Source organism: Streptomyces caeruleatus (assembly GCF_001514235.1).
Lineage (GTDB): Bacteria > Actinomycetota > Actinomycetes > Streptomycetales > Streptomycetaceae > Streptomyces > Streptomyces caeruleatus.
In genome coordinates, this window is the sequence record NZ_KQ948925.1 from 776,137 (window position 1) to 796,666 (window position 20,530).

Here is a 20,530-nt window from a genome sequence, read left to right on the forward strand (position 1 = left end):
TCACCTGAACCTGGGGGGAGTTGAAGCCGGAGCGAGGGAACGGGAGCACGGGTGACGGCGACAGGGCGGCCGGTGGCGGGGTCCGTGACCGCCGGGCCGAGCAGGTTCGGTGTCGTACGCGTCTGGGTCGGGTCGCTGGCGGCGGTGCTGGTGCGGCGTGGGCCTGCGCCCGGGCTGCGGCACTCGGCAGGCGTGCGGCAACTGGTGCTGCCGCTTGTGGCGATGGAGATCGTGGTGGCCTTCTCGCTGTCGTCGATGCCGCCGCCCCCGGCCCGGCCGGTGCACGCGGCGTTCGAGGCGCTGCTGGTACTGGCCGGGCTCGGGCTGGTGGCGGCGGTGCTCCGGCATCCGCACCAGGTGGACGCGGAGCGGGTGGTGCTGCGGACCGGGTTCCTCGGCGAGGTGACGTTGCCGCGCTCGGCGGTCCGCTCCGCCTCGTCGGTGGTGCGCACGGTTCCGGGCCGGGGCCCGCGGCCCGTGCCGGGCGAACCCGGCGCGGTCGCCTGCTCCGTGGGCAGCGCACTGAACGCGGCCCTGCGCCTGGACCCACCGGTCCGCCTCGACCTGGGCACGGCAGTGCTGGTGGACGCGGGGACGGTGTACGTGTCGGCGGACTCCGTGCCGGACCTGTCGGCCGCGCTCGCAGCGACCTCGCCGCGCTAGGGGGCGACCGCACGGTCCGGGCCCACACGTCACATCCAGTTCCGTCCTGTTCCGCCCCGTTCCGGCGAGTGAACGTTCCTGCCCCGCCGCGCGCTCACACCCCCGCCGCCGCGCCCGCCTTCCCCGCGAGCGCGGCCGCCGCGGCGCCCACCAGCCCGGCGTCCGTGCCCATCTGGGCCGGCGTGATCGTCAGACGCTGGACGAAGGACAGGGTGGCGTAGTCGCCCAGCGCCTTGCGGAGCGGCGTGAAGAGGACGTCGCCCGCCTTGCCCACTCCCCCGCCGATCACGGCGATGTCGATCTCGACGAGGGTCGCGGTGGCCGCGATCCCGGCGGCCAGGGCCTGCGCGGCACGCTCGAAGGAGGCCACGGCGACCGGGTCGCCCTCCCGGGCGGCGGCGGCGACCGCGGCGGCGGAGGTGTCGCCGTCGGGGCCGGGCCGCCAGCCGTTCTCGATCGCCCGGCGCGCGATGTTGGGGCCGCTCGCGATGCGTTCCACACAGCCGCGCGAACCACAGGGGCACAGGTCGCCGTCCAGGTCGACGCTGATGTGGCCGATGTGGCCGGCGTTGCCGGTGGGGCCGGGGTGCAGTCGGCCGTTGAGCACCAGGCCGCCGCCGACTCCCGTGGAGACGACCATGCAGAGCGCGTTGTCGTGCCCCCGGGCGGCCCCCTGCCAGTGCTCGGCCGCCGTGATGGCCACACCGTCGCCGATCAGCTCGACCGGAAGCCCACCGGCCGCCTCCCGGACCCGCCGGACCAGCGGATAGTCGCGCCAGCCGGGCACGTTCACCGGGCTCACGGTGCCCGCGGAGGCGTCCACCGGCCCGGCGCTGCCGATGCCGAGGGCCGTGGCGCGGTCCCACAACGGCGACACGGTGAGCTCGCCGACGACCTCCTCGACGGCCCGCATCACCGTCTCGCCGTCCTCCCGCGCCGGCGTAGCGCGCTGAGCCCGGGCCACGATCGTGCCGTGGCCGTCCACCAGCGCTCCGGCAATCTTGGTGCCGCCGATGTCGAGCGCAGCCACGAGGTCGGTGTGCATCAGTGTCAGTTCTCCCCGTCAACCATTCGGATCTCCCCGTCAACCACGGGAATTGGGCGAGCCGGTCTCGCGGTGGGGGCGCAGGCCGGAGATTGCGGTGGACAGTGTCCCCTGGATCTGACAACGTTGTCCAGGCTCTATGCTCGACGCCACATCCTCATACAAACCCATGGACCGACGCATCCCCATGGACCGACGCATCCCCATGGACCGACGCATCCCCATGGACCGACGCATCCCCGTGGACCGACGCATCCCCGTGGACGACAGGACAGGACGCCGCATCGTGCCCGAGACCATCCGCCGATCCGACCGCGCACCCGAGAACCGCTACGGCAACCGTCCGACCATGAAGGACGTGGCGGCGCGGGCCGGGGTCGGTCTGAAGACCGTCTCGCGCGTGGTCAACGGTGAGCCCGGGGTCACCCCGGAGACGGAGCGCCGCGTCCAGGAAGCCATCGACGCCCTGGGCTTTCGCCGCAACGACAGCGCCCGGGTGCTGCGCAAGGGCCGTACGGCGAGCATCGGCCTGGTCCTGGAGGATCTCGCCGACCCCTTCTACGGCCCGCTGAGCCGCGCGGTCGAGGAGGTCGCCCGAGCGCACGGCGCCCTGCTCATCAACGGCTCCAGCGCCGAGGACCCGGACCGCGAGCAGGAGCTGGCGCTGGCGCTGTGCGCGCGTCGGGTGGACGGGCTGGTGATCATTCCGGCCGGTGACGACCACCGGTACATGGAGCCCGAGCTCAAGGCGGGCGTCGCCACGGTGTTCGTGGACCGGCCGGCCGGGAAGATCGACGCCGACTGCGTGCTGTCCGACAACTTCGGCGGTGCCCGTGACGGCGTCGCCCACCTCATCGCGCACGGCCACCGCAGGATCGGCTTCGTCGGCGACATGCCCCGCATCCACACGGCGGCCGAGCGGCTGCGCGGCTATCGGGCCGCCATGGAGGACGCGGGGATACCGGTGGAGGACTCCTGGATGTCCCTGGGTGTCACCGACCCCGAGCGGGTGCGCCGGGCGGCCGAGGAGATGCTCTCCGGCCCCTCCCCCGTCACCGCGATCTTCGCGGGCAACAACCGGGTGACGGTCACCGTGATCCGAGTCCTCGCCGAGCAGAGCCGCCCCGTCGCCCTCGTCGGCTTCGACGACATCGAGCTCGCCGACCTGCTCCAGCCGGGCGTCACGGTCGTCGCCCAGGACGCCGCGACCCTCGGCCGTACCGCCGCCGAACGTCTCTTCCGCCAGCTCGACGGCACCCTGGTCACCCCCGAACGCATCGAGCTGCCGACACGGCTGATCACCCGTGGCTCGGGCGAACTGCCGCCGGCGGACTGAGCGGCCGATGGACGACCTCACGACCGGGCCGTCGCGCCCCGCGCCCTCGCCATCGTCCTCGCACAGCCGCACGCTGGAGGCGCTCGGCCTGGCCGACGCGCCACGCGATCAGCCGCTCCTCTACCCGGGCGCCTGGCCCGCGGACTCCGGACTCCTCGACGGTGACCAGCTGCTGCCCCTGGACCGTCTGGTGCACGACGACCGCGTACCCGTCCTCGCGGTCGGCTCCAACGCCTGTCCCGGCCAACTGCGGCACAAGATGGACGCGTTCGGGATCACCTCCCCCATCCCCATGGTGAAGGTCCGGATCACCGGCATCGACGTGGGCGTCTCCGCACACGTGAGCCGCCTGGGATACGTCTCCGCGTCGCCCTTCGACGCCCCGGGCCACGTACGGGAGCTGTTCATCACCTGGCTCGACACCGAGCAGCTCGAGGTGATCGACGCGAGCGAGGGCGTGCCGGTGCCGCACGGCAACTACGCCCGGGTCTGGCTGCCGGCGCCCGACGTGCGGATCGAACTGGCCGACGGCGGCACGCTGCCGGGCACCTTCGTGTACGTCAACCGCCATGGCGTCCTGCACGGCGGCACCGGCGCCCCGCGCACCCACCCCGGTCAGCGGGCGCTGATCACCGAACTCCTCACGGGCTCGGCCCGGTTGCGGGAGCTCTTCGGTGACACCCCCGAGGAGTTCTGCGCACGAGCGCGGGCCGACGCGCGGCTGTGCGAGCGCGGGACCCGGCTGTTCGCGCAGGAGCGGATGGTGACGGCCTCCGGGCTGGAGAAGTACGTCGAGGTGCGGCGGACCTGAGGGTCAGCAGACGGGGAGGCCGGGCACCGGCTCGTCGTTGTTGCCGCCCTGGATGTACACGTCGCTGATGAAGACGCCGGTGTTGCCGCTGTCGTCGTCCGTCTTGGCCCACCAGACGTTGGTCCACTGCCCGGACGTCTCGCGACGGCCCAGGTTCTGCTGGCAGTAGAAGTAGTTGGTGCCGGCGTTGAGGGTCCCGACTTTGGTACCGGAGGCGGTGTAGGAGTCCGCGGTCTTCCAGACCTGGCAGTTGTACTTGCCGCCGCCGATCGACTGGCAGGCGTCGGGCTGGGTGGTGGTGCCGCCCCCGCCCGTGGTCCCGCCGCCGCCCGTGGTTCCTCCCCCGCCGGTGCCGCCGCCGCTGCCGGAACCGCCGCCCGTGGTGCCCCCGTCGGTGCCGCCACCGCCCGAGGTCTTGGTCGGGGACGCGGTGGTGGGCTCGTCGGTGGCGTCGGCCTCCGCCGTGCCGCTGGGGGACTTGGTCGCGTCCGGGGACTTCTTGTCGTCGTCCGTGTCGGTCAGGCCGGCCTCGCCCGAGGGGCGGGCGTCGGGACTGCCGGTCGCCGGGGCGGAGGCTCCGGTGGAGGTGGTGGCCGAGGTGTTCTGCGCCTCGGTCCTGGATTCGCCCTGGTTGTTCACCAGGGCGACCGTGACGCCGGCCGCCGCGAGGACGACGGTGACGGCCGCGGCGGCGAGCAGGGCACGGCCCTTACGGCGGGCAGGGGCGCCGGAGGACGTGACCATCGGGCCGGTGGCCTGCGGGTCGTGCGGCTGCTGGGGCGGGGCGCCGTACGCAGACGCGGTCGGGTGCCCGGGGGCGCCGTATCCGTGGCCCTGGCCTGCCTGTCCCGCCGAGCCGGGCTGACCGGCGGTGCCGAAGCCCTGGACGGGCGGCGTGCCCTGTCCGGGGGTCCCGGGTCCCTGAGCCTCCGGCGCGCCCTGTGCGGCGCCGCCGAAGCGCGGGGCCCCCGGCAGGTCGGAGGCGGGTACGCCCTGCTGCCCGACCGGGTTCACACCCGCCGTGGGTCCGAAGCCGGGCGGCGTCGAGGGGACGCTGAGCTCCGTCTCGTCCGGTACGGGCCCGGCGGCCGCGGGACCCCGCAGCGCCGTGGTCGCCGCGTCCGTGCCGCCCGACTCGGCCACCGCCTGAAGGAGTTCGCGCGCCTGGTCGGCCTCGGGACGGGACTCGGGCCGCTTGTCCATGAGCCGCTGCAGGACGGGGCCGAGGGCTCCGGCGTTGCGCGGTTCCTGCAGGGGTTCGCTGACGATCGCGGTGAGGGTGGAGAAGGTCGACGTACGGCGGAAGGGTGCCGAGCCCTCCACCGCCGCGTACAGCGTGGCGCCCAGCGCCCAGACGTCCGAGGAGGGGCCCGGATCGGAGCCCTGGGCGCGCTCGGGGGCCATGTAGTCCAGGGAGCCGACGAGGTGGCCGGTGCGGGTCAGGTGGGTGGCCGAGCCGTCGGCCGGGTCCTCCATGGTGGCGATGCCGAAGTCGGTGAGGACGACGCGGCCGGAGCGTTCGAGCAGGATGTTGCCCGGCTTGACGTCACGGTGCAGGACGCCGGCCCGGTGGGCGGCGGCCAGCGCGTCCATGACCTTGGCGCCGATGCCGGCCGCCTCCCGCGGGTCGAGGGTGCCGCGCTCGCGCAGCACCGCCTCCAGGGAGGGGCCGTCGACCAGCTCCATGACGATCAGGGGGCGGCCGTCGACCTCGGCGACGTCGTGCACGGCCACTACGCCGGGATGCTTGACCCGGGCCGCCGCGCGGGCCTCGCGCTGCATCCGCAGCCGCAAATCGGCGAGTTCGGGACCGTCGGCGTCCGAGTAGGTCCGCAGTTCCTTGACGGCGACCTCGCGGCCGAGCACCTCGTCGACGGCCCGCCAGACGACGCCCATGCCGCCGCGTCCGAGCTGCCCCAGCACGCGATAACGCCCGGCCAGCAGCCGACCGGTCTCGTCCGCCTGTCCGTTCTCCCCCGATGACACCGCTGCCCCGTTCCTGTGACACCACTGACACGTCGATGCGTGGCGTACAGACTACGGGGCGGCGGTGACAACACCAGCCGGTGGTTGCGAATGTGACAGGTCCGCTACTTCGCGGAAGCCGTCAAATCGCCCCTCCTGGGCGCCGCGAAGCTCTCCAGATCGGCGCGGGTCAGACCGGTCAGCCGGGCCACCTCGCCGATGTCGAGGGCGCCGCAGTCCAGGCCGCGCAGCAGGTAGCCGCTGAGGGCCTTGGCGGTGGCGGGCTCGTCCATGACGTCGCCGCCGGCCCGGCCCGCGTACCGGGCGAGGCGGGCGGCAGCCTGCTCGAAACCTTCACGGTAGAAGGCGAAGACAGCCGCGTACCGGGTGGGGATGTGGCCGGGGTGCATGTCCCAGCCCTGGTAGTAGGCGCGGGCGAGGGCGCGGCGAGTGAGGCCGTAGTGCAGTCGCCAGGCGTCGTGGACCTTCTCGGTCGGACCGACCGGCAGGACGTTCGTCGAGCCGTCGGAGACGCGTACGCCGGTACCGGCCGCCGCGACCTGCATGATCGCCTTGGCGTGGTCGGCGGCGGGGTGGTCGCTGGCCTGGTAGGCGGCGGAGACGCCGAGGCAGGCGCTGTAGTCGAAGGTGCCGTAGTGCAGGCCCGTGGCGCGGCCCTCGGCGGCCTGGATCATCCGGGCGACGGTGGCGGTGCCGTCGGTGGCGAGGATGGACTGGCTGGTCTCGATCTGGATCTCGAAGCCGATCCGGCCGGGCTCCAGCCCGCGCGCCTTCTCGAACTGCTCCAGGAGCCGCACCATCGCGGTGACCTGCTCGGGGTACGTCACCTTGGGCAGGGTGAGGACGAGCCCGTCGGGCAGGCCGCCGGCCTCCATCAGGCCGGTGAGGAAGATGTCGAGGGTGCGGATGCCCCGGTCGCGTACGGGTGCCTCCATGCACTTCATGCGGATGCCCATGCAGGGGGCCGCCGTGCCGTTCTCGTACGCCTCGGCGATCAGCCGTGCCGCGCGGGCGGCCGACTCGTCCTCCTCGGCGTCGGGGCGGGGGCCGTAGCCGTCCTCGAAGTCGACGCGCAGGTCCTCGATGGGCTCGCGCTCCAGCTTGGCGCGTACGCGCGCGTACACGGGTCCGGCGAGTTCGTCGGACAGGCCGAGCACGGCGGCGAAGGAGGCGGCGTCCGGGGCGTGTTCGTCGAGGGAGGCGAGGGCCTTTTCGCCCCAGGAACGGATGGTGTCGGCGGCGAAGACGTCGCCGGGGACGTAGACGGTGTGGACGGGCTGGCGGCCGCCGAGGTCCCCGGGGTAGCGGCGCTCCAGCTCGGCGTCGACCGGCGCGAGGGAGGCGCTGATCTCCTCGCTGACGGCGCCCGCGAGGCTCGTCGCCACCTTCTCCTGCTGGCCCTGACCCATCCCACACCCTCCAATTTTCCGCTATACGGAATCAACAATCCGTAGAACGAAGTTAGCTGGGACCTTCCGACTGGTCAACACCATGTCCACCGGGAGCCACTCCACCATCTCGTCATGTTCACGCTCATCTCAGGACGCGGTATCACACTTCCATACGCACGCCCCGCACGACTCGTCCGGCCGTTCCCACCGAAGGAGCCCCTGTGCCGAAACACAGCCGAGTCACGCGCCGGCTGGGCCTGAAGGCCGTGCTGGCCGCCGCCGTCACCGCGCCCCTCTCCAGTACAGCACTGCCCACGTCGTCCGCCTCGGCGGGCGAACCCGACACCCGTGGCCACCTGCGGGCCATGTCCTTCAACCTGCGCTTCGCCAGCACCACCGAGCCCAACAGCTGGGCCGTCCGCAGACCGGTCATGCGCGAGCTGCTGCGCCGCGAGGCACCCCATGTCATCGGCACCCAGGAAGGCGTCTTCGCGCAGCTGCTGGACATCGACTCCGACCTCGGCCCGCACTACGACTGGCTGGGCACCGGCCGGCTGCACGGCAGCCGCGACGAGGCCATGGCGGTCTTCTACGACACCCGGCGGCTGCGCCCGACCGAGTACGACCACTTCTGGCTCTCCGACACCCCGGACGTGATCGGCTCCAACACCTGGGGCGCGGCCTTCGCCCGTATGGTCACCTGGGTCCGCTTCCGCGATCTGGCCGACGCCGGACGGGAGTTCTACGTCCTCAACACCCACTTCGACCATGTCAGCCAGTACGCGCGCGAGCGCAGCGCCGCGCTCATCGCCGCGCGGATCGCCGGGTTCGACCGCTCCCTGCCGGTCGTCGTGACCGGGGACTTCAATGTCGCCGCCCACAAGAACACGGCCTACGACACCCTGCTCGGCGCCGGTCTCGTCGACACCTGGGACACCGCACGCGAGCGCAGCGCGCTGTACGCGACCTTCCACGGCTACAAGCCGCTGACACCGGACGGCGACCGGATCGACTGGGTCCTGACCACGCCGGGGGTCACGGCGCACCGGGCGGCGATCAACACGTTCTCCGCCGAGGGTCAGTTCCCGAGCGACCATCTGCCCGTGCAGGCGTTGTTGCGCCTGGGATGACACGAGGCCCCCGTGACCGCCGGACGGTCACGGGGGCCTCGATGTGCCCGGTCGGGATCAGCCCTTGCGGGTCTTGATCTCCTCGGTCAGCGCCGGGACGACGTCGAAGAGGTCGCCGACGACGCCGTAGTCGACCAGCTCGAAGATCGGGGCCTCGGCGTCCTTGTTGATCGCCACGATCGTCTTCGAGGTCTGCATGCCCGCGCGGTGCTGGATCGCGCCGGAGATGCCGGAGGCGATGTACAGCTGCGGCGAGACGGACTTGCCGGTCTGGCCGACCTGGTTGGTGTGCGGGTACCAGCCGGCGTCCACCGCGGCACGCGAGGCACCGACGGCCGCACCGAGCGAGTCGGCGAGGGCCTCGATGATCGAGAAGTTCTCCGCGCCGTTGACGCCACGGCCACCCGAGACCACGATCGCGGCCTCGGTCAGCTCCGGACGCCCGGTCGACTCACGCGGCGTGCGCGCGGTCACCTTGGTGCCGGTGGCCTGGGCGGAGAAGGTGACGGCGAGGGCCTCGACCGCACCGGCGGCCGGAGCGGCCTCCACGGCGGCCGAGTTCGGCTTGACCGTGATGACCGGGGTGCCCTTGGAGACACGGGACTTGGTGGTGAAGGACGCGGCGAACACCGACTGGGTGGCCACCGGGCCCTCGTCGCCGGCCTCCAGGTCGACGGCGTCGGTGATGATGCCCGAGCCGAGACGCAGCGCCAGACGGGCGGCGATCTCCTTGCCCTCCGCGGAGGACGGGACCAGCACGGCGGCCGGGGAGACGGCCTCGACGGCGGCCTGCAGGGCGTCGACCTTCGGCACGACCAGGTAGTCGGCGTACTCGGACGCGTCGTGGGTGAGGACCTTGACGGCGCCGTGCTCGGCGAGCGCGGCGGCGGTGTCGGCGGCGCCGTTGCCCAGCGCGACGGCGACGGGCTCACCGACGCGGCGGGCCAGGGTCAGCAGCTCCAGGGTGGGCTTGCGGACGGCGCCGTCCACGTGGTCGACGTAGACGAGAACTTCAGCCATGGGATTGCTCTCCTGCGGAATGCGAAGTCTTGAAGGGCGGAAGGGGGTTGAGCCTCAAGCGGGCCAGAGACCCTCAGATGAACTTCTGGCTCGCGAGGAACTCGGCGAGCTGCTTGCCGCCCTCGCCCTCGTCCTTGACGATCGTGCCGGCGGTACGGGCCGGACGCTCGGTCGCGGCGTCCACGACGGTGTACGCACCCTCCAGGCCGACCTCCTCGGCCTCGATGTCGAGGTCGGACAGGTCCCAGGACTCCACCGGCTTCTTCTTGGCGGCCATGATGCCCTTGAAGGACGGGTAGCGCGCCTCGCCCGACTGGTCGGTGACCGACACGACGGCCGGCAGCGACGCCTCCAGCTGCTCGGACGCGGCGTCGCCGTCCCGGCGGCCCTTGACCGTGCCGTCCTCGACGGAGACCTCGGACAGCAGGGTGACCTGCGGGACGCCCAGGCGCTCGGCCAGCAGGGCCGGTACGACACCCATGGTGCCGTCGGTGGAGGCCATGCCGGAGATCACCAGGTCGTAGCCGGCCTTCTCGATCGCCTTGGCCAGCACCAGCGAGGTGCCCAGCGCGTCGGTGCCGTGCAGGTCGTCGTCCTCGACGTGGATCGCCTTGTCGGCACCCATGGACAGCGCCTTGCGCAGCGCGTCCTTGGCGTCCTCCGGGCCCACCGTCAGAACGGTGATCTCCACGTCGTCGTCGGAGTTCTCGGAGATCTGCAGCGCCTGCTCGACCGCGTACTCGTCGAGCTCGGAGAGCAGACCGTCCACGTCGTCCCGGTCGACGGTCAGGTCATCGGCGAAGTGCCGGTCGCCAGTGGCGTCGGGCACGTACTTCACGGTGACAACGATCCTCAAGCTCACGCCGGCTCTCCTACTGCGTCGACATTTCTCTGCTGCCTACTTGCAGGCAGCATAGGCGCCCCAAGCGGCTGATCCCGATCGGGGCGACCTGCGCTCCGAGCGAAATATTACTCGTCAGTACACCCAGTTCGTTCCCGCTAAGCAAGCGCTTTGAACTGTGACCTTTGCAACGCAGCGTAATCGGAAACCGACGGCTTCGCAGAACAGCGGGCGGCCTGGTCCGTCACACAGGTCCGGTGAGCTCAGTCACGCAGTCCGTTGAACTGGCCCTGGTGGTACAGCAGCGGACGCCCCGGGCCGGTGGAGTCGCCGAGGAGGACCTCGGCGAGCACGATGCGGTGATCGCCGGCGGGCACACACCCGACGACCCGGCACACCGTCCAGGCGAGTACGTCGCCGAGGACGGGGACACCTTCGGGGCCCTCGCCCCAGACCGTGGGCGGGCCGAAGCGGTCGGCGCCGCTGCGGGCGAAGGTGGCGGCCAGGTCCTGTTGGTGCTCGCCGAGTATGTGGACGCCGACATGGTCCGTCGCGGCGATGGCCGGCCAGCTGGAGGCGCCTGTGCCGATGCCGAAGGAGAGCATCGGGGGCTCGGCGGAGACGGAGCTGAGGGAGGTGGCGGTGAAGCCGACCGGGCCCGTCTCGCCGCGGGCGGTGATCACGGCCACTCCGGCGGCATGGCGCCGGAAGACGGAGCGGAGCAGATCGGGTGAGGCGAGCCTTGAAGTGCCGAGGCCGGACGTGGCCGTCATGGAGGTGTCCTTCTGCGAGGGGATGCGTGCGGGCCGGTGGCTGTTCAACAGCCCGGACAGCGCGCGCTCGCGGTGCGGGCCAGATCGACGTGGGCCCGTCCGAAGAGAAGGAGTTCCTCAGGCATAAGGTCAGGCTGACGATAGGTGGCGCGCACAGTCAAGTGCGTTCCGGCATGTGGGAGATGACTCACCCTCGGCATCACGGCCCCTCAGACCGCTTCGCCCAGCGCCGCGATCACGTCCGCCTTGCGCGGCTGCCCGGTGGCCCGCCGTACGACGTTCCCGTCGGCGTCGAGGACCAGTACGGTCGGCGTCTTGAGGATGTCGAGGCGGCGTACGAGGTCCAGGTTGTCCTCGGCGTCGAGTTCGACGTGGGTCACGCCCGGGACCATGCCGGCCACCTCGCCGAGCACCCGCCGGGTGGCCCGGCAGGGCGCGCAGAAGGCGCTGGAGAACTGCACGAGGGTGGCACGTGCGCCCAGTTCGCCGCCCAACTCGGCTGCCGCGAGCCGCTTTCCGTCGTCCCGCCCGCGCACCCGTACTCTCCCGCTCCGCCGCCGTTGCAGCACTCCGTAGGCGCTCGCCGCCGCGAGCACCGCCACGCACACCACCAGTCCGGTCATCACCGTCCTCAACCCTTCACGAGACTGCAAAGATTCCCGACGCCCTGAATCCTTTCCCTTGCGGAATGCTTGATTCATGGACATCGACGTGAGGGGGCCGCGCTTCGGGGCGGCCGTGACGACCGCGGTGCTGGCGGTCGTCCTGGTCACCGGGAGCGCCTGGCTGCTGGTCTGGCAGACGCTGGCGTTCGCGCTGGGCGCGGCGGGCGGGGTGAGCCGTTCGCCGTACGGCTGGGTGTTCCGCGCGGCCGTACGGCCCCGGATCGGGCCGCCGACCGAGTTCGAGGCGCCGCAGCCGCCGCGGTTCGCGCAGGCGGTGGGCCTTCTCTTCGCGGGCCTCGGGCTGGTCGGCTACACGCTCGGCCCGGACTGGCTGGGGCTCGCCGCCACCGGGGCGGCCCTCGCGGCCGCCTTCCTGAACGCGGTCTTCGGATACTGCCTGGGCTGCGAGATGTACCTGCTCGTGCGGAGGGTGACGGTGCGCGCCGGGTAAAGACGGCACAAAAGACCGAGGTGGATCAAGGGGCGACGTGACGAGGATCTCGCCCTTCCCCGGCACTTGGGCTTGGCCCTCGGCCGTTCTTGGGGCACGATCTGCGACAAGCCGTAAACCTACGGCTGCGTAACTTCCCACTGGGAGCTTCCTTCCCAGGCAGAGAAGGAAGGGTCCACTCCGTCCATGGCAGAGCTTGTCTACCGTCCCGTCGTAGGTTTCGCCCAGGCGTTGTTCAAGGCGTGGGACCTCAAGATCGACTGCAAGGGATCGGAGAACATTCCACGCTCGGGCGGGGCTGTGCTGGTGAGCAACCACATCAGCTACCTGGACTTCGTCTTCAACGGCCTGGCGGCGCTCCCGCAGAAGCGTCTCGTGCGCTTCATGGCGAAGGAGTCCGTGTTCCGGCACCGGATCTCCGGCCCGCTGATGCGCGGCATGAAGCACATCCCCGTGGACCGCGAGCAGGGTGAGGCGGCCTACGCCCACGCGCTGGACTCGCTGCGCTCCGGCGAGATCGTCGGCGTCTTCCCGGAGGCCACGATCTCGCAGTCGTTCACGCTGAAGAGCTTCAAGTCGGGCGCCGCCCGGCTGGCCCAGGAGGCCGGCGTGCCGCTGATCCCGATGGCCGTGTGGGGCACGCAGCGGCTGTGGACCAAGGGCCACCCGCGCAACTTCAAGCGCAGCCACACCCCGATCACCATCCGGGTCGGCGAGGCGATCGAGGCCTCCAAGGACAAGTACGCGGGTGCGATCACCCGGCAGCTGCGCGAGCGCGTCCAGGAACTGCTGGAGGCCGCGCAGCGCGCCTATCCCGTCCGCCCCAAGGACGCGCACGACACCTGGTGGATGCCGGCGCATCTGGGCGGGACCGCTCCTACACCGGAGCAGGTTCGCGAGGCCGAGGCCCGCTAGGCGCTCCGCTGAGGGGGGCCGGTGGGTAGTGCCGCGTTGTGTCGGTGGTCTTCTGCGGCGCCGTCGTGGCTTGTCGCGCCCACGCGGCGGAGCCGCATATCGATACAGCCCCGCGCCTCTTAAGGGCGTTGCCGCACCGGCGTCGACGGGCGCACCTCGATCTGTGCTCCCGGGCTGAACTTCTCCAGTAGTTCCGCCAGCTCGGTCGCCGCCTGCTCGACTTCGGCCACCGGCATGGGTGCCATGCTCTCCAGCAGGAAGATGCCCGAGGTCGTCTCCTCGGTGAGCCGGGTGCGGGGGCCCTGGCGCCAGTTCCAGCGGCGGCAGGTGACGCCCGCGTCGTCGCGCCAGACGACCTCGCCCGCGTCGGGGTGCTCGACGGCCTCCTCGCCGCCGGCGACGGTCACGAAATCCTCCTCGCCGGTGGCGCGTACCAGGCGCATCCCGCCCTCGATGCGGTCGATGTCCTCGCCGCCGACCGGGACGAGGTGGGCGACGCTGATGGCGTTGTAGACATCCACCAGCAGGTTGATCCGGGGCAGTCCCGCGTCCGTCAGGGCCCTCTTGGCGAGCGCCTCCGCGGAGTTGCGGGTCCTGGAGGGCTTCGAGCCGAACGCCGTGTAGACCTCACGCCAGGCCGCGATGTGCGGGTCCTCGTGCGGAGCGCGCCCCTCCAGGCGGACGGCGAGCCGACGCGCCGCGTCGTCGAGGAGCGCGGAACTCTCCTCGGTGCTCGGCCCGTTGACCAGACCGTGCGCCTCGACGGCCACGTGGGTGAAGCCGGGCGCCAGGGCGCGCACCTCGTCGGAGACGGTCAGCGAGAGAGTCATGGTCCACCTTGCCTCGAGCATCAGAATGTGGTGCAGCATACCGGACTGCACAGTCCATCTCATTGGACGTCGAGTCGGGTGAGAAGAACGGCTGAACATCGCCGCAACCCTGTGCCCGGCCTACAACCCCTCCCCCGCCCCGCGGGTCTCGGCCACCGACCGCTCATCGACAAGGGGGAACCATGAAGCATCGCCTGTTCGCAGCCGCGCTCGCCGGCTGTGCCCTGGCCGCGGTCGGGGCCGGGCCCGTGCACGCCACGTCCGACCAGTTGTGGATCAGCGTCCCGTCCGAGACGGTGCTGCCCGTGCCGGCCGCCGGCGGTGGGGCGTCCGAGCGGACTCTCGATGTGCGGGTCACCCACGACAACACGGAGAACGGGGTGCCGGCCGGACAGCTGACCGTCGACGTCAGCGAGATCGCCGCCTTCGCGCAGGTGTCGTGGCCCGCGAACTGCGCGCCCGAGTCGGCGGTCCGGGCGGTCCGGGCGGTCTGCGACTTCGCCGGGATGCCGGCCGGGACGGACAGCACGGCGGCCGCCCTGCTGGGACTTCGCGCGCTGCCGGACACGGAGCCCGACGCGTCCGGGTACGTGCGGTACTCGGCCGTCGCCGGGGAACTGACGGCCTACCCGGCGGAGACCATGGTCAGCCTGGGCGACGGGCCGGACCTCGGGCTCAGCCAGGCCGAGAATCAGCGGGGTCTCAGGCCCGGCACGAACACCCACGTGGGGGCGACGGTCGCCAACAACGGCAGCCGCGCCGTGGACCGTACGCTGGTGTCGCTGTACGCGTCCTACGGGCTGCGGTTCCAGGAGCGGAACTCCAACTGCGAGTACCGCGACCACGCCATCGGTACGTTCGCGCTCTGCGTGCTGGACGAGGCGGTGGCCCCGGGCGAGCGGTACGAGTTGACGAGCCCCCTGCGCGTGGGACGCCAGGCGCTGTACGAGCGGTTCGACCACTCCGTACTGCCGTACTCGGACGCGGCACTGGAAGAGGCGCGCGGCGGGGAGACCTGGACCCCGGGCACGGGTCCCGAGCTGGATCTGCGTCCCGTGGCCTCACGGCAGGCCGCCGCCGGGGGCAAGGACCTCGATCTGTCGGACAACTACCGGTCCGTCAGCCTCGACGCCCGCAACACCGCCGATCTGAAGGTCACCGGCAGCAAGGTGCGCGGTGCCGCCGGGGACACCGTGACCGCGCGGGTCACTGTGACCAACCGGGGCCCGGCGTGGGTGGCGTCGCTGGGCGCGGGCGCGGCCGTCGCCACGGTGCGGTTCCAGGCACCGCAGGGCACGACGGTCGTCGGATGGCCGGAGGAGGAGTGCGCGGAGCAGTTGCCCTCGGAGGAGGGGCCGGCCGTCGCGACCTACTTCTGCCGGACGCCGATCCACCTGCGCGACAAGGCGTCGCACAGCTTCGACGTGCGGCTGCGGATCGACGAGGTGGTGCGCGGAGCACGCACCACCATCGAGACCCTGAACGACGATCCTGAGCTCTCCATCAGGAAGTTCGACCCGAATCTGCGCAACAACAAGGCATGGATCGTCGTCAACTGACGGACTCCTTCAGCTAGCGCGCCATCTCCTCCTTCAGCGCCGCCACGAAGGCGTCCACGTCGTCCTCGGTCGTGTCGAACGCGCACATCCAGCGCACGACACCGGCCGCCTCGTCCCAGAAGTAGAACCGGAACCGCTTCTGGAGCCGCTCGCTCACGTCGTGCGGGAGCTTGGCGAAGACGCCGTTGGCCTGCACGGGGTAGAGGATCTCCACCCCGTGCACGGCGCGCACGCCCTCGGCGAGGCGCTGGGCCATCTCGTTGGCGTGGCGGGCGTTGCGCAGCCACAGGTCCTTGGCGAGCAGGGCCTCCAACTGCACCGACACGAACCGCATCTTGGAGGCGAGCTGCATGGACAGCTTGCGCAGGTGCTTCATGTGGCTGACGGCGTCCTGGTTGAGGACGACGACCGCCTCGCCGAACAGGGCGCCGTTCTTCGTGCCGCCGAGGGAGAGGATGTCGACGCCGACCGCGTTGGTGAACGTCCGCATGGGGACGTTCAGGGAGGCGGCGGCGTTGGCTATGCGGGAGCCGTCCAGGTGCACCTTCATGCCGTGCGCGTGGGCGTGGTCGCAGATCGCGCGGATCTCGTCCGGTGTGTAGAGGGTGCCGAGCTCGGTGCTCTGGGTGATCGAGACGACCTGGGGCATCGCGCGGTGCTCGTCGTCCCAGCCGTACGCCTGCTTGTCGATCAGCTCGGGGGTGAGCTTGCCATCGGGCGTGGGCACGGTGAGCAGCTTGAGTCCGCCCATCCGCTCCGGGGCGCCGCCCTCGTCGACGTGGATGTGCGCGCTCTCGGCGCAGATCACCGCGCCCCAGCGGTCGGTGACCGCCTGGAGCGCGACGACGTTGGCGCCGGTGCCGTTGAAGACCGGGAAGGCCTCGGCGGTGGCGCCGAAGTGGCTGCGGACGATCCGCTGGAGGTTCTCGGTGTAGTCGTCCTCGCCGTACGCCACCTGGTGCCCGCCGTTGGCCAGGGCCAGGGCGGCGAGCACCTCCGGGTGGGCGCCGGCGTAGTTGTCACTGGCGAAGCCGCGGACGTCCGGGTCGTGGTGGCGACGGGCGTCGGTCTTCGGAGGGTTCACGGCTTCTCGGTCAGCCACAGACGGTTTCCGTTCACTTCGGCGGCGGGCTTGTCCCAGACGTCGACGACGGCGTCGGCCAGGTCCTTGACGTCCGTGAAACCCGCGAACTTCGCGTTGGGGCGGTCGGCGCGCATCGCGTCGTGCACCAGCGCCTTCACCACGAGGATGGCAGCCGCGGAGGTCAGCTCCTCGGCGCCCCCGGCCTTGCGGAAGGCGTCGGCCAGCGCGAGCGTCCAGGCCTCGGCGGCGGCCTTGGCGGCGGCGTACGAGGCGTTGCCCGCGGTCGGCTTCGTGGCGCCGGCGGCGCTGATCAGCAGATACCGGCCCCGGTCGCTGCGCTGGAGCGGCTCGAAGAAGGCGAGCGAGGTGTGCTGCACCGTGCGGATCAGCAGCAGTTCCAGGAAGTCCCAGTCGTCGAGGCTGGTCTTGATGAAGGTCTCGCTGCCGCGCCAGCCGCCGACGAGGTGGACCAGGCCGTCGACGCGCCCGAAGTCCTTCTCGATGTGGTCGGCCCAGTCCCGGGTGGACTGCAGGTCGAGCAGGTCGACGGGTTCGCCGGTGACGGTCGCGCCGCCGGACGCGTAGCGGGCCGCGTCGACGGCTTCCGCGAGCCGCTCGGGATCGTTGTCGGCGGCGGCGACGGTCGCCCCCGCCTCGGCCAGCCGCAGAAGCGCCGCCCGGCCCGCGGGTCCGCCCGCGCCGGCCACCGCGATCACCGCACCGCTGAGAGCTCCGTTCCCCGCCATGTTCTTCGCCTCCTGAGCAGTGTTCTGGGTACCGCGGTCGCTCACGCGGCGATCCGCTCGGCGCTGTCCGCGGTGATGCCCTTGGTGGAGGCGATCACGTTCTTCAGCTTCTTGGACAGGGCCTCATAGAACATGCTCAGCGGAAACTCGTCCGGAAGCACGTCATCGACGAGCTTGCGCGGCGGCTGGGTCAGGTCCAGGGCGTCCGGACCCTTGGCCCAGCGGGAGCCGGGGTGCGGAGCGAGGTAGGTGGAGACGAGCTCGTAGCCGGCGAACCAGTGGACGAGCTTCGGGCGGTCGATGCCCTCGCGGTACAGGTTCTCGATCTCGGCGCACAGCTGGTTGGTGACCTGCGGGGCGCGGTCCCAGTCGATGTGCAGCTTGTTGTCGGTCCAGCGGACGACGTCGTGCTTGTGCAGGTAGGCGAAGAGCAGCTGGCCGCCGAGGCCGTCGTAGTTGCGCACGCGCTCGCCGGTGACCGGGAAGCGGAACATGCGGTCGAACAGCACGGCGTACTGCACGTCACGGGCCTGCGGGACGCCGTCGGCCTGGAGCTTCACGGCCTCCTTGAAGGCGGTGAGGTCGCAGCGCAGCTCTTCGAGGCCGTACATCCAGAACGGCTGGCGCTGCTTGATCATGAACGGGTCGAACGGCAGGTCGCCGTGGCTGTGGGTGCGGTCGTGGACCATGTCCCACAGGACGAAGGCCTCCTCGCAGCGCTTCTGGTCATGGACCATCGCGGCGATGTCCTCGGGCAGGTCGAGGCCCAGGATGTCGACCGCGGCGTCGCTCACCCGGCGGAAGCGGGCGGCCTCGCGGTCACAGAAGATGCCACCCCAGGTGAAGCGCTCCGGGGCCTGGCGCACGGCGATGGTCTCGGGGAAGAGCACGGCGGAGTTGGTGTCGTACCCGGCCGTGAAGTCCTCGAACTTGATGCCGCAGAACAGCGGGTTGTCGTAGCGGGTGCGCTCCAGCTCGGCCAGCCAGTCCGGCCAGACCATACGCAGCACGACCGCTTCGAGGTTGCGGTCGGGGTTGCCGTTCTGCGTGTACATCGCGAAGACGACCAGGTGCTGGAGGCCGTCGGCGCGGCTCGCGGCGGGCTGGAAGGCCAGCAGCGAGTCGAGGAAGTCGGGCACCTCGAAGCCGCCCTCGGCCCAGCGGAGCAGGTCCTTCACGAGCGCTTGGTGGTAGGCGGCGTCGTGCGGCAGCAGCGGGGAGAGCTCCTCCACGGCATCCACGACGCGCCGTACTGCGGCCTCGGCGTCCGCGCGCCCTGGCGCGCCCTCGGCCTCGAAGTCGATCGATCCGTCCTTGGACTGCCATGGCCGGATCTGCTCCACGGCATCCTTGAGCACCGGCCACGCCGGGTGCTCCACCACCCTGGCCGCCGGAGGAACCTGCTCCCCCGAAGCCGCCTGCACAAGAATTTCCGTCATGTCCCATCCTCCACGGGAGAACCTCGCGTAAGGAGACCGTATACACGCGACCTTTCTCCCAGCAAGAGGAGCCTCGGGAAATTATCCTGCACATCCCCATGGTCACCGCACTTTTTCCTGCCCGTCATCCGGACAGCGCATACTCCTGCCACGGCTGGGCATACGGGACGCCGGACAAGCCCGTCGAGCCGCCACGGTCGGTCAATCCGCGCGGGACTCGCCCACGCCAGGGTGACCACTTCGGGGCCCGCACTCCAGGTACGCCAAGTCCACTGGCGCAAACCCTGTGTACACGTGGGGTTCATCACGCGCCCGGGCCACTAGGCTGCGGATCTGCCGCGCGAACACCCCGCTCCGGTTTGCGCGCGCGCCGAGCCGCCCGTCGACGGAAGCGAGTTGAACCTTGAACTTCCTTACCATCGGTCATCGCGGAGTGATGGGTGTCGAACCCGAGAACACCCTCCGTTCCTTCGTCGCCGCCCAGCAGGCCGGCCTCGACGTCATCGAACTCGACCTCCACCTGAGCAAGGACGGCGCCCTCGTCGTCATGCACGACACCGACGTGGACCGCACGACCGACGGCTCCGGCGCCATCGCCGACAAGACCCTCGCCGAGCTGCGCGCCCTGGACGCGGGCCGCGGCGAGCGCGTGCCCGTCTTCGAGGAAGTCCTGGACGCCGTGAAGTCACCGCTCCAGGCCGAGATCAAGGACGTCGCGGCGGCCAGGGCGCTGGCCGAGGTGATGACCAGGCGAGATCTGGTGTCCCGGGTCGAGGTGTCCTCGTTCCACGACGACGCCGTGGCCGAGATCGCCCGACTGGTGCCCGGGGTACGGACCGCGCTGATCGCCAGCCGCTACGGCACCGACGTCGTGGACCGCGCCGTCGCGGTCGGCGCCGCGACCGTCTGCCTGAACATCCGCCGCCTCACCCTGGAGGTCGTGGAGCACGCCCGCAAGGCGGACCTGAAGATCATCGGCTGGGTGGTCAACACCCAGGACCACCTGCGTCTCGTACGGGCTCTGGAACTGGACGGCGCGACGACCGACTACCCGGAGATCAAGCGCACCGGCCGCTTCACAGCGTAGGCGCTCCGCTGGGCTGGGCTGGGCTGGGCCGGGAGTGGTGCCGCGTTGTGCCGTCGGTCGTCTGCGGCTTCGTCGTGGCTGGGCGCGCCCACGCGGCGGAGCCGCACATCCACAGCGCCCCGCGCCCCTCTAGGGCGCTGCCCAGCCGCGCATGATCACGCGAGGTCCTTGACCAGCAGCTCGAACTGCAGGTCGTCGCGCTGCGGGATGCCGAAGCGCTCGTCGCCGTACGGGAACGGGGTCATCCGTCCCGTACGGCGGTAGCCGCGCCGCTCGTACCAGGCGATCAGGTCGTCGCGTACGGAGATCACGGTCATGTGCATCTCCGTCGCGCCCCAGGTAGCGCGGGCCTGCCGCTCCGCCTCCGCGATGATGACCTTGCCGAGGCCGGAGCCCTGGAGGGCGGGGCTGACCGCGAACATCCCGAAGTAGGCGTGGGTACCGCGGTGTTCGAGCTGGCAGCAGGCGACGACCGTTCCGTCCCGCTCGACCGTGAGCAGCCGGCTGTCGGGCGACTTGATGACCTCCAGCACGCCCTCCGGGTCGGTCCGCTGGCCTTCGAGGATGTCCGCCTCGGTGGTCCACCCGGTCCGGCTGGAGTCTCCGCGGTAGGCGGACTCGATCAGCGCGACCAGCGAGTCCACGTCGGCGTCGGTGGCGTCGCGGAAGATGAGGCCGTCGGCGGTGGGGGTCGCGGCTGTGTCCATGGGGTGCTTCTCCACTTCTCGGGCACGACTGGGCACCGCAGAGCGTAACGC

General features: G+C 71.2%; 20 protein-coding genes. 8 read left to right on the forward strand and 12 right to left on the reverse strand.

Annotated features, from left to right (window positions below):
• Positions 1–51 precede the first annotated feature (51 nt).
• The gene (locus AQJ67_RS08240; protein WP_159058732.1) at positions 52–663 is read left to right on the forward strand and encodes a hypothetical protein; all 612 of its coding nucleotides are present in this window, start codon (positions 52–54) and stop codon (positions 661–663) included.
• Positions 664–757: 94 nt separating this feature from the next.
• On the opposite strand, the gene AQJ67_RS08245 is transcribed toward AQJ67_RS08240, so the two are convergent.
• Positions 758–1,708, reverse strand: coding sequence for an ROK family protein (locus AQJ67_RS08245; RefSeq protein WP_062717380.1), 951 nt, complete (start codon positions 1,706–1,708; stop codon positions 758–760).
• 259 nt (positions 1,709–1,967) lie between these two features.
• Here AQJ67_RS08245 and AQJ67_RS08250 point away from each other — a divergent pair, with 259 nt between their 5' ends.
• Both AQJ67_RS08250 and AQJ67_RS08255 read left to right on the forward strand, forming a co-directional pair.
• The gene (locus AQJ67_RS08250) at positions 1,968–3,044 is read left to right on the forward strand and encodes a LacI family DNA-binding transcriptional regulator (protein WP_062717526.1); all 1,077 of its coding nucleotides are present in this window, start codon (positions 1,968–1,970) and stop codon (positions 3,042–3,044) included.
• Positions 3,045–3,051: 7 nt separating this feature from the next.
• A complete protein-coding gene (locus tag AQJ67_RS08255; RefSeq protein ID WP_062717381.1) occupies positions 3,052–3,855 on the forward strand; it encodes a hypothetical protein in 804 nt (267 codons plus the stop codon).
• A 3-nt stretch (positions 3,856–3,858) separates the two neighbouring features.
• Here AQJ67_RS08255 and AQJ67_RS08260 read toward each other — a convergent pair whose 3' ends face one another.
• Together AQJ67_RS08260 and AQJ67_RS08265 are read right to left on the reverse strand one after the other, a co-directional pair.
• Positions 3,859–5,841 (reverse strand): serine/threonine-protein kinase, encoded by a 1,983-nt coding sequence (locus AQJ67_RS08260; protein ID WP_062717382.1) that lies wholly within the window; start codon positions 5,839–5,841, stop codon positions 3,859–3,861.
• A gap of 104 nt (positions 5,842–5,945) precedes the next feature.
• Complete coding sequence (locus AQJ67_RS08265) at positions 5,946–7,250, reverse strand: DUF6986 family protein (protein WP_062717383.1); 1,305 nt, start codon at positions 7,248–7,250, stop codon at positions 5,946–5,948.
• A 203-nt stretch (positions 7,251–7,453) separates the two neighbouring features.
• Between AQJ67_RS08265 and AQJ67_RS08270 the strand changes: the two genes are divergently transcribed.
• Positions 7,454–8,362, forward strand: a complete 909-nt coding sequence (locus AQJ67_RS08270) for an endonuclease/exonuclease/phosphatase family protein (protein WP_062717384.1) — start codon at positions 7,454–7,456, stop codon at positions 8,360–8,362.
• Between the two features lie 57 nt (positions 8,363–8,419).
• Here the strand turns inward: AQJ67_RS08270 and AQJ67_RS08275 are convergent, their stop codons facing one another.
• The 4 genes from AQJ67_RS08275 to AQJ67_RS08290 form a co-directional block, all read right to left on the reverse strand.
• Positions 8,420–9,382: an electron transfer flavoprotein subunit alpha/FixB family protein gene (locus AQJ67_RS08275; protein ID WP_062717385.1), complete on the reverse strand. Its 963-nt coding sequence runs from the start codon at positions 9,380–9,382 to the stop codon at positions 8,420–8,422.
• Between the two features lie 73 nt (positions 9,383–9,455).
• Positions 9,456–10,244 carry an electron transfer flavoprotein subunit beta/FixA family protein gene (locus AQJ67_RS08280; RefSeq protein ID WP_062717386.1) on the reverse strand — a complete coding sequence of 263 codons (789 nt, stop codon included), beginning with the start codon at positions 10,242–10,244 and terminating at the stop codon, positions 9,456–9,458.
• A 242-nt stretch (positions 10,245–10,486) separates the two neighbouring features.
• Positions 10,487–10,996, reverse strand: coding sequence for a flavin reductase family protein (locus AQJ67_RS08285; protein WP_062717387.1), 510 nt, complete (start codon positions 10,994–10,996; stop codon positions 10,487–10,489).
• A 209-nt stretch (positions 10,997–11,205) separates the two neighbouring features.
• Positions 11,206–11,619 carry a TlpA family protein disulfide reductase gene (locus AQJ67_RS08290; RefSeq protein ID WP_062717388.1) on the reverse strand — a complete coding sequence of 138 codons (414 nt, stop codon included), beginning with the start codon at positions 11,617–11,619 and terminating at the stop codon, positions 11,206–11,208.
• A gap of 76 nt (positions 11,620–11,695) precedes the next feature.
• Between AQJ67_RS08290 and AQJ67_RS08295 the strand changes: the two genes are divergently transcribed.
• Positions 11,696–12,112, forward strand: a complete 417-nt coding sequence (locus AQJ67_RS08295) for a DUF4395 domain-containing protein (protein ID WP_062717389.1) — start codon at positions 11,696–11,698, stop codon at positions 12,110–12,112.
• A 186-nt stretch (positions 12,113–12,298) separates the two neighbouring features.
• Positions 12,299–13,027, forward strand: a complete 729-nt coding sequence (locus AQJ67_RS08300) for a lysophospholipid acyltransferase family protein (protein ID WP_062717390.1) — start codon at positions 12,299–12,301, stop codon at positions 13,025–13,027.
• 119 nt (positions 13,028–13,146) lie between these two features.
• Here AQJ67_RS08300 and AQJ67_RS08305 read toward each other — a convergent pair whose 3' ends face one another.
• A complete protein-coding gene (locus tag AQJ67_RS08305; protein ID WP_062717527.1) occupies positions 13,147–13,857 on the reverse strand; it encodes a B3/B4 domain-containing protein in 711 nt (236 codons plus the stop codon).
• Between the two features lie 182 nt (positions 13,858–14,039).
• Here AQJ67_RS08305 and AQJ67_RS08310 point away from each other — a divergent pair, with 182 nt between their 5' ends.
• Positions 14,040–15,416 carry a hypothetical protein gene (locus AQJ67_RS08310; protein ID WP_062717391.1) on the forward strand — a complete coding sequence of 459 codons (1,377 nt, stop codon included), beginning with the start codon at positions 14,040–14,042 and terminating at the stop codon, positions 15,414–15,416.
• 13 nt (positions 15,417–15,429) lie between these two features.
• On the opposite strand, the gene AQJ67_RS08315 is transcribed toward AQJ67_RS08310, so the two are convergent.
• From AQJ67_RS08315 to AQJ67_RS08325, 3 genes are read right to left on the reverse strand one after another with little or no spacing between them, the layout of a single operon-like run.
• A complete protein-coding gene (locus AQJ67_RS08315; RefSeq protein WP_062717392.1) occupies positions 15,430–16,500 on the reverse strand; it encodes a threonine aldolase family protein in 1,071 nt (356 codons plus the stop codon).
• Positions 16,497–17,246 (reverse strand): SDR family NAD(P)-dependent oxidoreductase, encoded by a 750-nt coding sequence (locus AQJ67_RS08320; protein ID WP_062717393.1) that lies wholly within the window; start codon positions 17,244–17,246, stop codon positions 16,497–16,499. The genes AQJ67_RS08315 and AQJ67_RS08320 overlap by 4 nt, the downstream gene beginning before the upstream one ends.
• A gap of 41 nt (positions 17,247–17,287) precedes the next feature.
• Positions 17,288–18,685 carry a DUF6421 family protein gene (locus AQJ67_RS08325; RefSeq protein ID WP_062717394.1) on the reverse strand — a complete coding sequence of 466 codons (1,398 nt, stop codon included), beginning with the start codon at positions 18,683–18,685 and terminating at the stop codon, positions 17,288–17,290.
• Between the two features lie 403 nt (positions 18,686–19,088).
• Here AQJ67_RS08325 and AQJ67_RS08330 point away from each other — a divergent pair, with 403 nt between their 5' ends.
• A complete protein-coding gene (locus tag AQJ67_RS08330) occupies positions 19,089–19,772 on the forward strand; it encodes a glycerophosphodiester phosphodiesterase (RefSeq protein WP_062717395.1) in 684 nt (227 codons plus the stop codon).
• Between the two features lie 155 nt (positions 19,773–19,927).
• Here AQJ67_RS08330 and AQJ67_RS08335 read toward each other — a convergent pair whose 3' ends face one another.
• A complete protein-coding gene (locus AQJ67_RS08335) occupies positions 19,928–20,479 on the reverse strand; it encodes a GNAT family N-acetyltransferase (RefSeq protein ID WP_062717396.1) in 552 nt (183 codons plus the stop codon).
• Positions 20,480–20,530 lie beyond the last annotated feature (51 nt).

What these genes read in the sequence shown, in the direction of transcription:
- AQJ67_RS08245 (WP_062717380.1), bottom strand. Translation starts at nt 1,708, where the DNA reads ATGCACACCGACCTCGTGGCTGCGCTCGACATCGGCGGCACCAAGATT.
- AQJ67_RS08255 (WP_062717381.1), top strand. Translation starts at nt 3,052, where the DNA reads ATGGACGACCTCACGACCGGGCCGTCGCGCCCCGCGCCCTCGCCATCG.
- AQJ67_RS08265 (WP_062717383.1), bottom strand. Translation starts at nt 7,250, where the DNA reads ATGGGTCAGGGCCAGCAGGAGAAGGTGGCGACGAGCCTCGCGGGCGCC.
- AQJ67_RS08275 (WP_062717385.1), bottom strand. Translation starts at nt 9,382, where the DNA reads ATGGCTGAAGTTCTCGTCTACGTCGACCACGTGGACGGCGCCGTCCGC.
- AQJ67_RS08285 (WP_062717387.1), bottom strand. Translation starts at nt 10,996, where the DNA reads ATGACGGCCACGTCCGGCCTCGGCACTTCAAGGCTCGCCTCACCCGAT.
- AQJ67_RS08290 (WP_062717388.1), bottom strand. Translation starts at nt 11,619, where the DNA reads ATGACCGGACTGGTGGTGTGCGTGGCGGTGCTCGCGGCGGCGAGCGCC.
- AQJ67_RS08295 (WP_062717389.1), top strand. Translation starts at nt 11,696, where the DNA reads ATGGACATCGACGTGAGGGGGCCGCGCTTCGGGGCGGCCGTGACGACC.
- AQJ67_RS08300 (WP_062717390.1), top strand. Translation starts at nt 12,299, where the DNA reads ATGGCAGAGCTTGTCTACCGTCCCGTCGTAGGTTTCGCCCAGGCGTTG.
- AQJ67_RS08305 (WP_062717527.1), bottom strand. Translation starts at nt 13,857, where the DNA reads ATGACTCTCTCGCTGACCGTCTCCGACGAGGTGCGCGCCCTGGCGCCC.
- AQJ67_RS08310 (WP_062717391.1), top strand. Translation starts at nt 14,040, where the DNA reads ATGAAGCATCGCCTGTTCGCAGCCGCGCTCGCCGGCTGTGCCCTGGCC.
- AQJ67_RS08320 (WP_062717393.1), bottom strand. Translation starts at nt 17,246, where the DNA reads ATGGCGGGGAACGGAGCTCTCAGCGGTGCGGTGATCGCGGTGGCCGGC.
- AQJ67_RS08325 (WP_062717394.1), bottom strand. Translation starts at nt 18,685, where the DNA reads ATGACGGAAATTCTTGTGCAGGCGGCTTCGGGGGAGCAGGTTCCTCCG.
- AQJ67_RS08335 (WP_062717396.1), bottom strand. Translation starts at nt 20,479, where the DNA reads ATGGACACAGCCGCGACCCCCACCGCCGACGGCCTCATCTTCCGCGAC.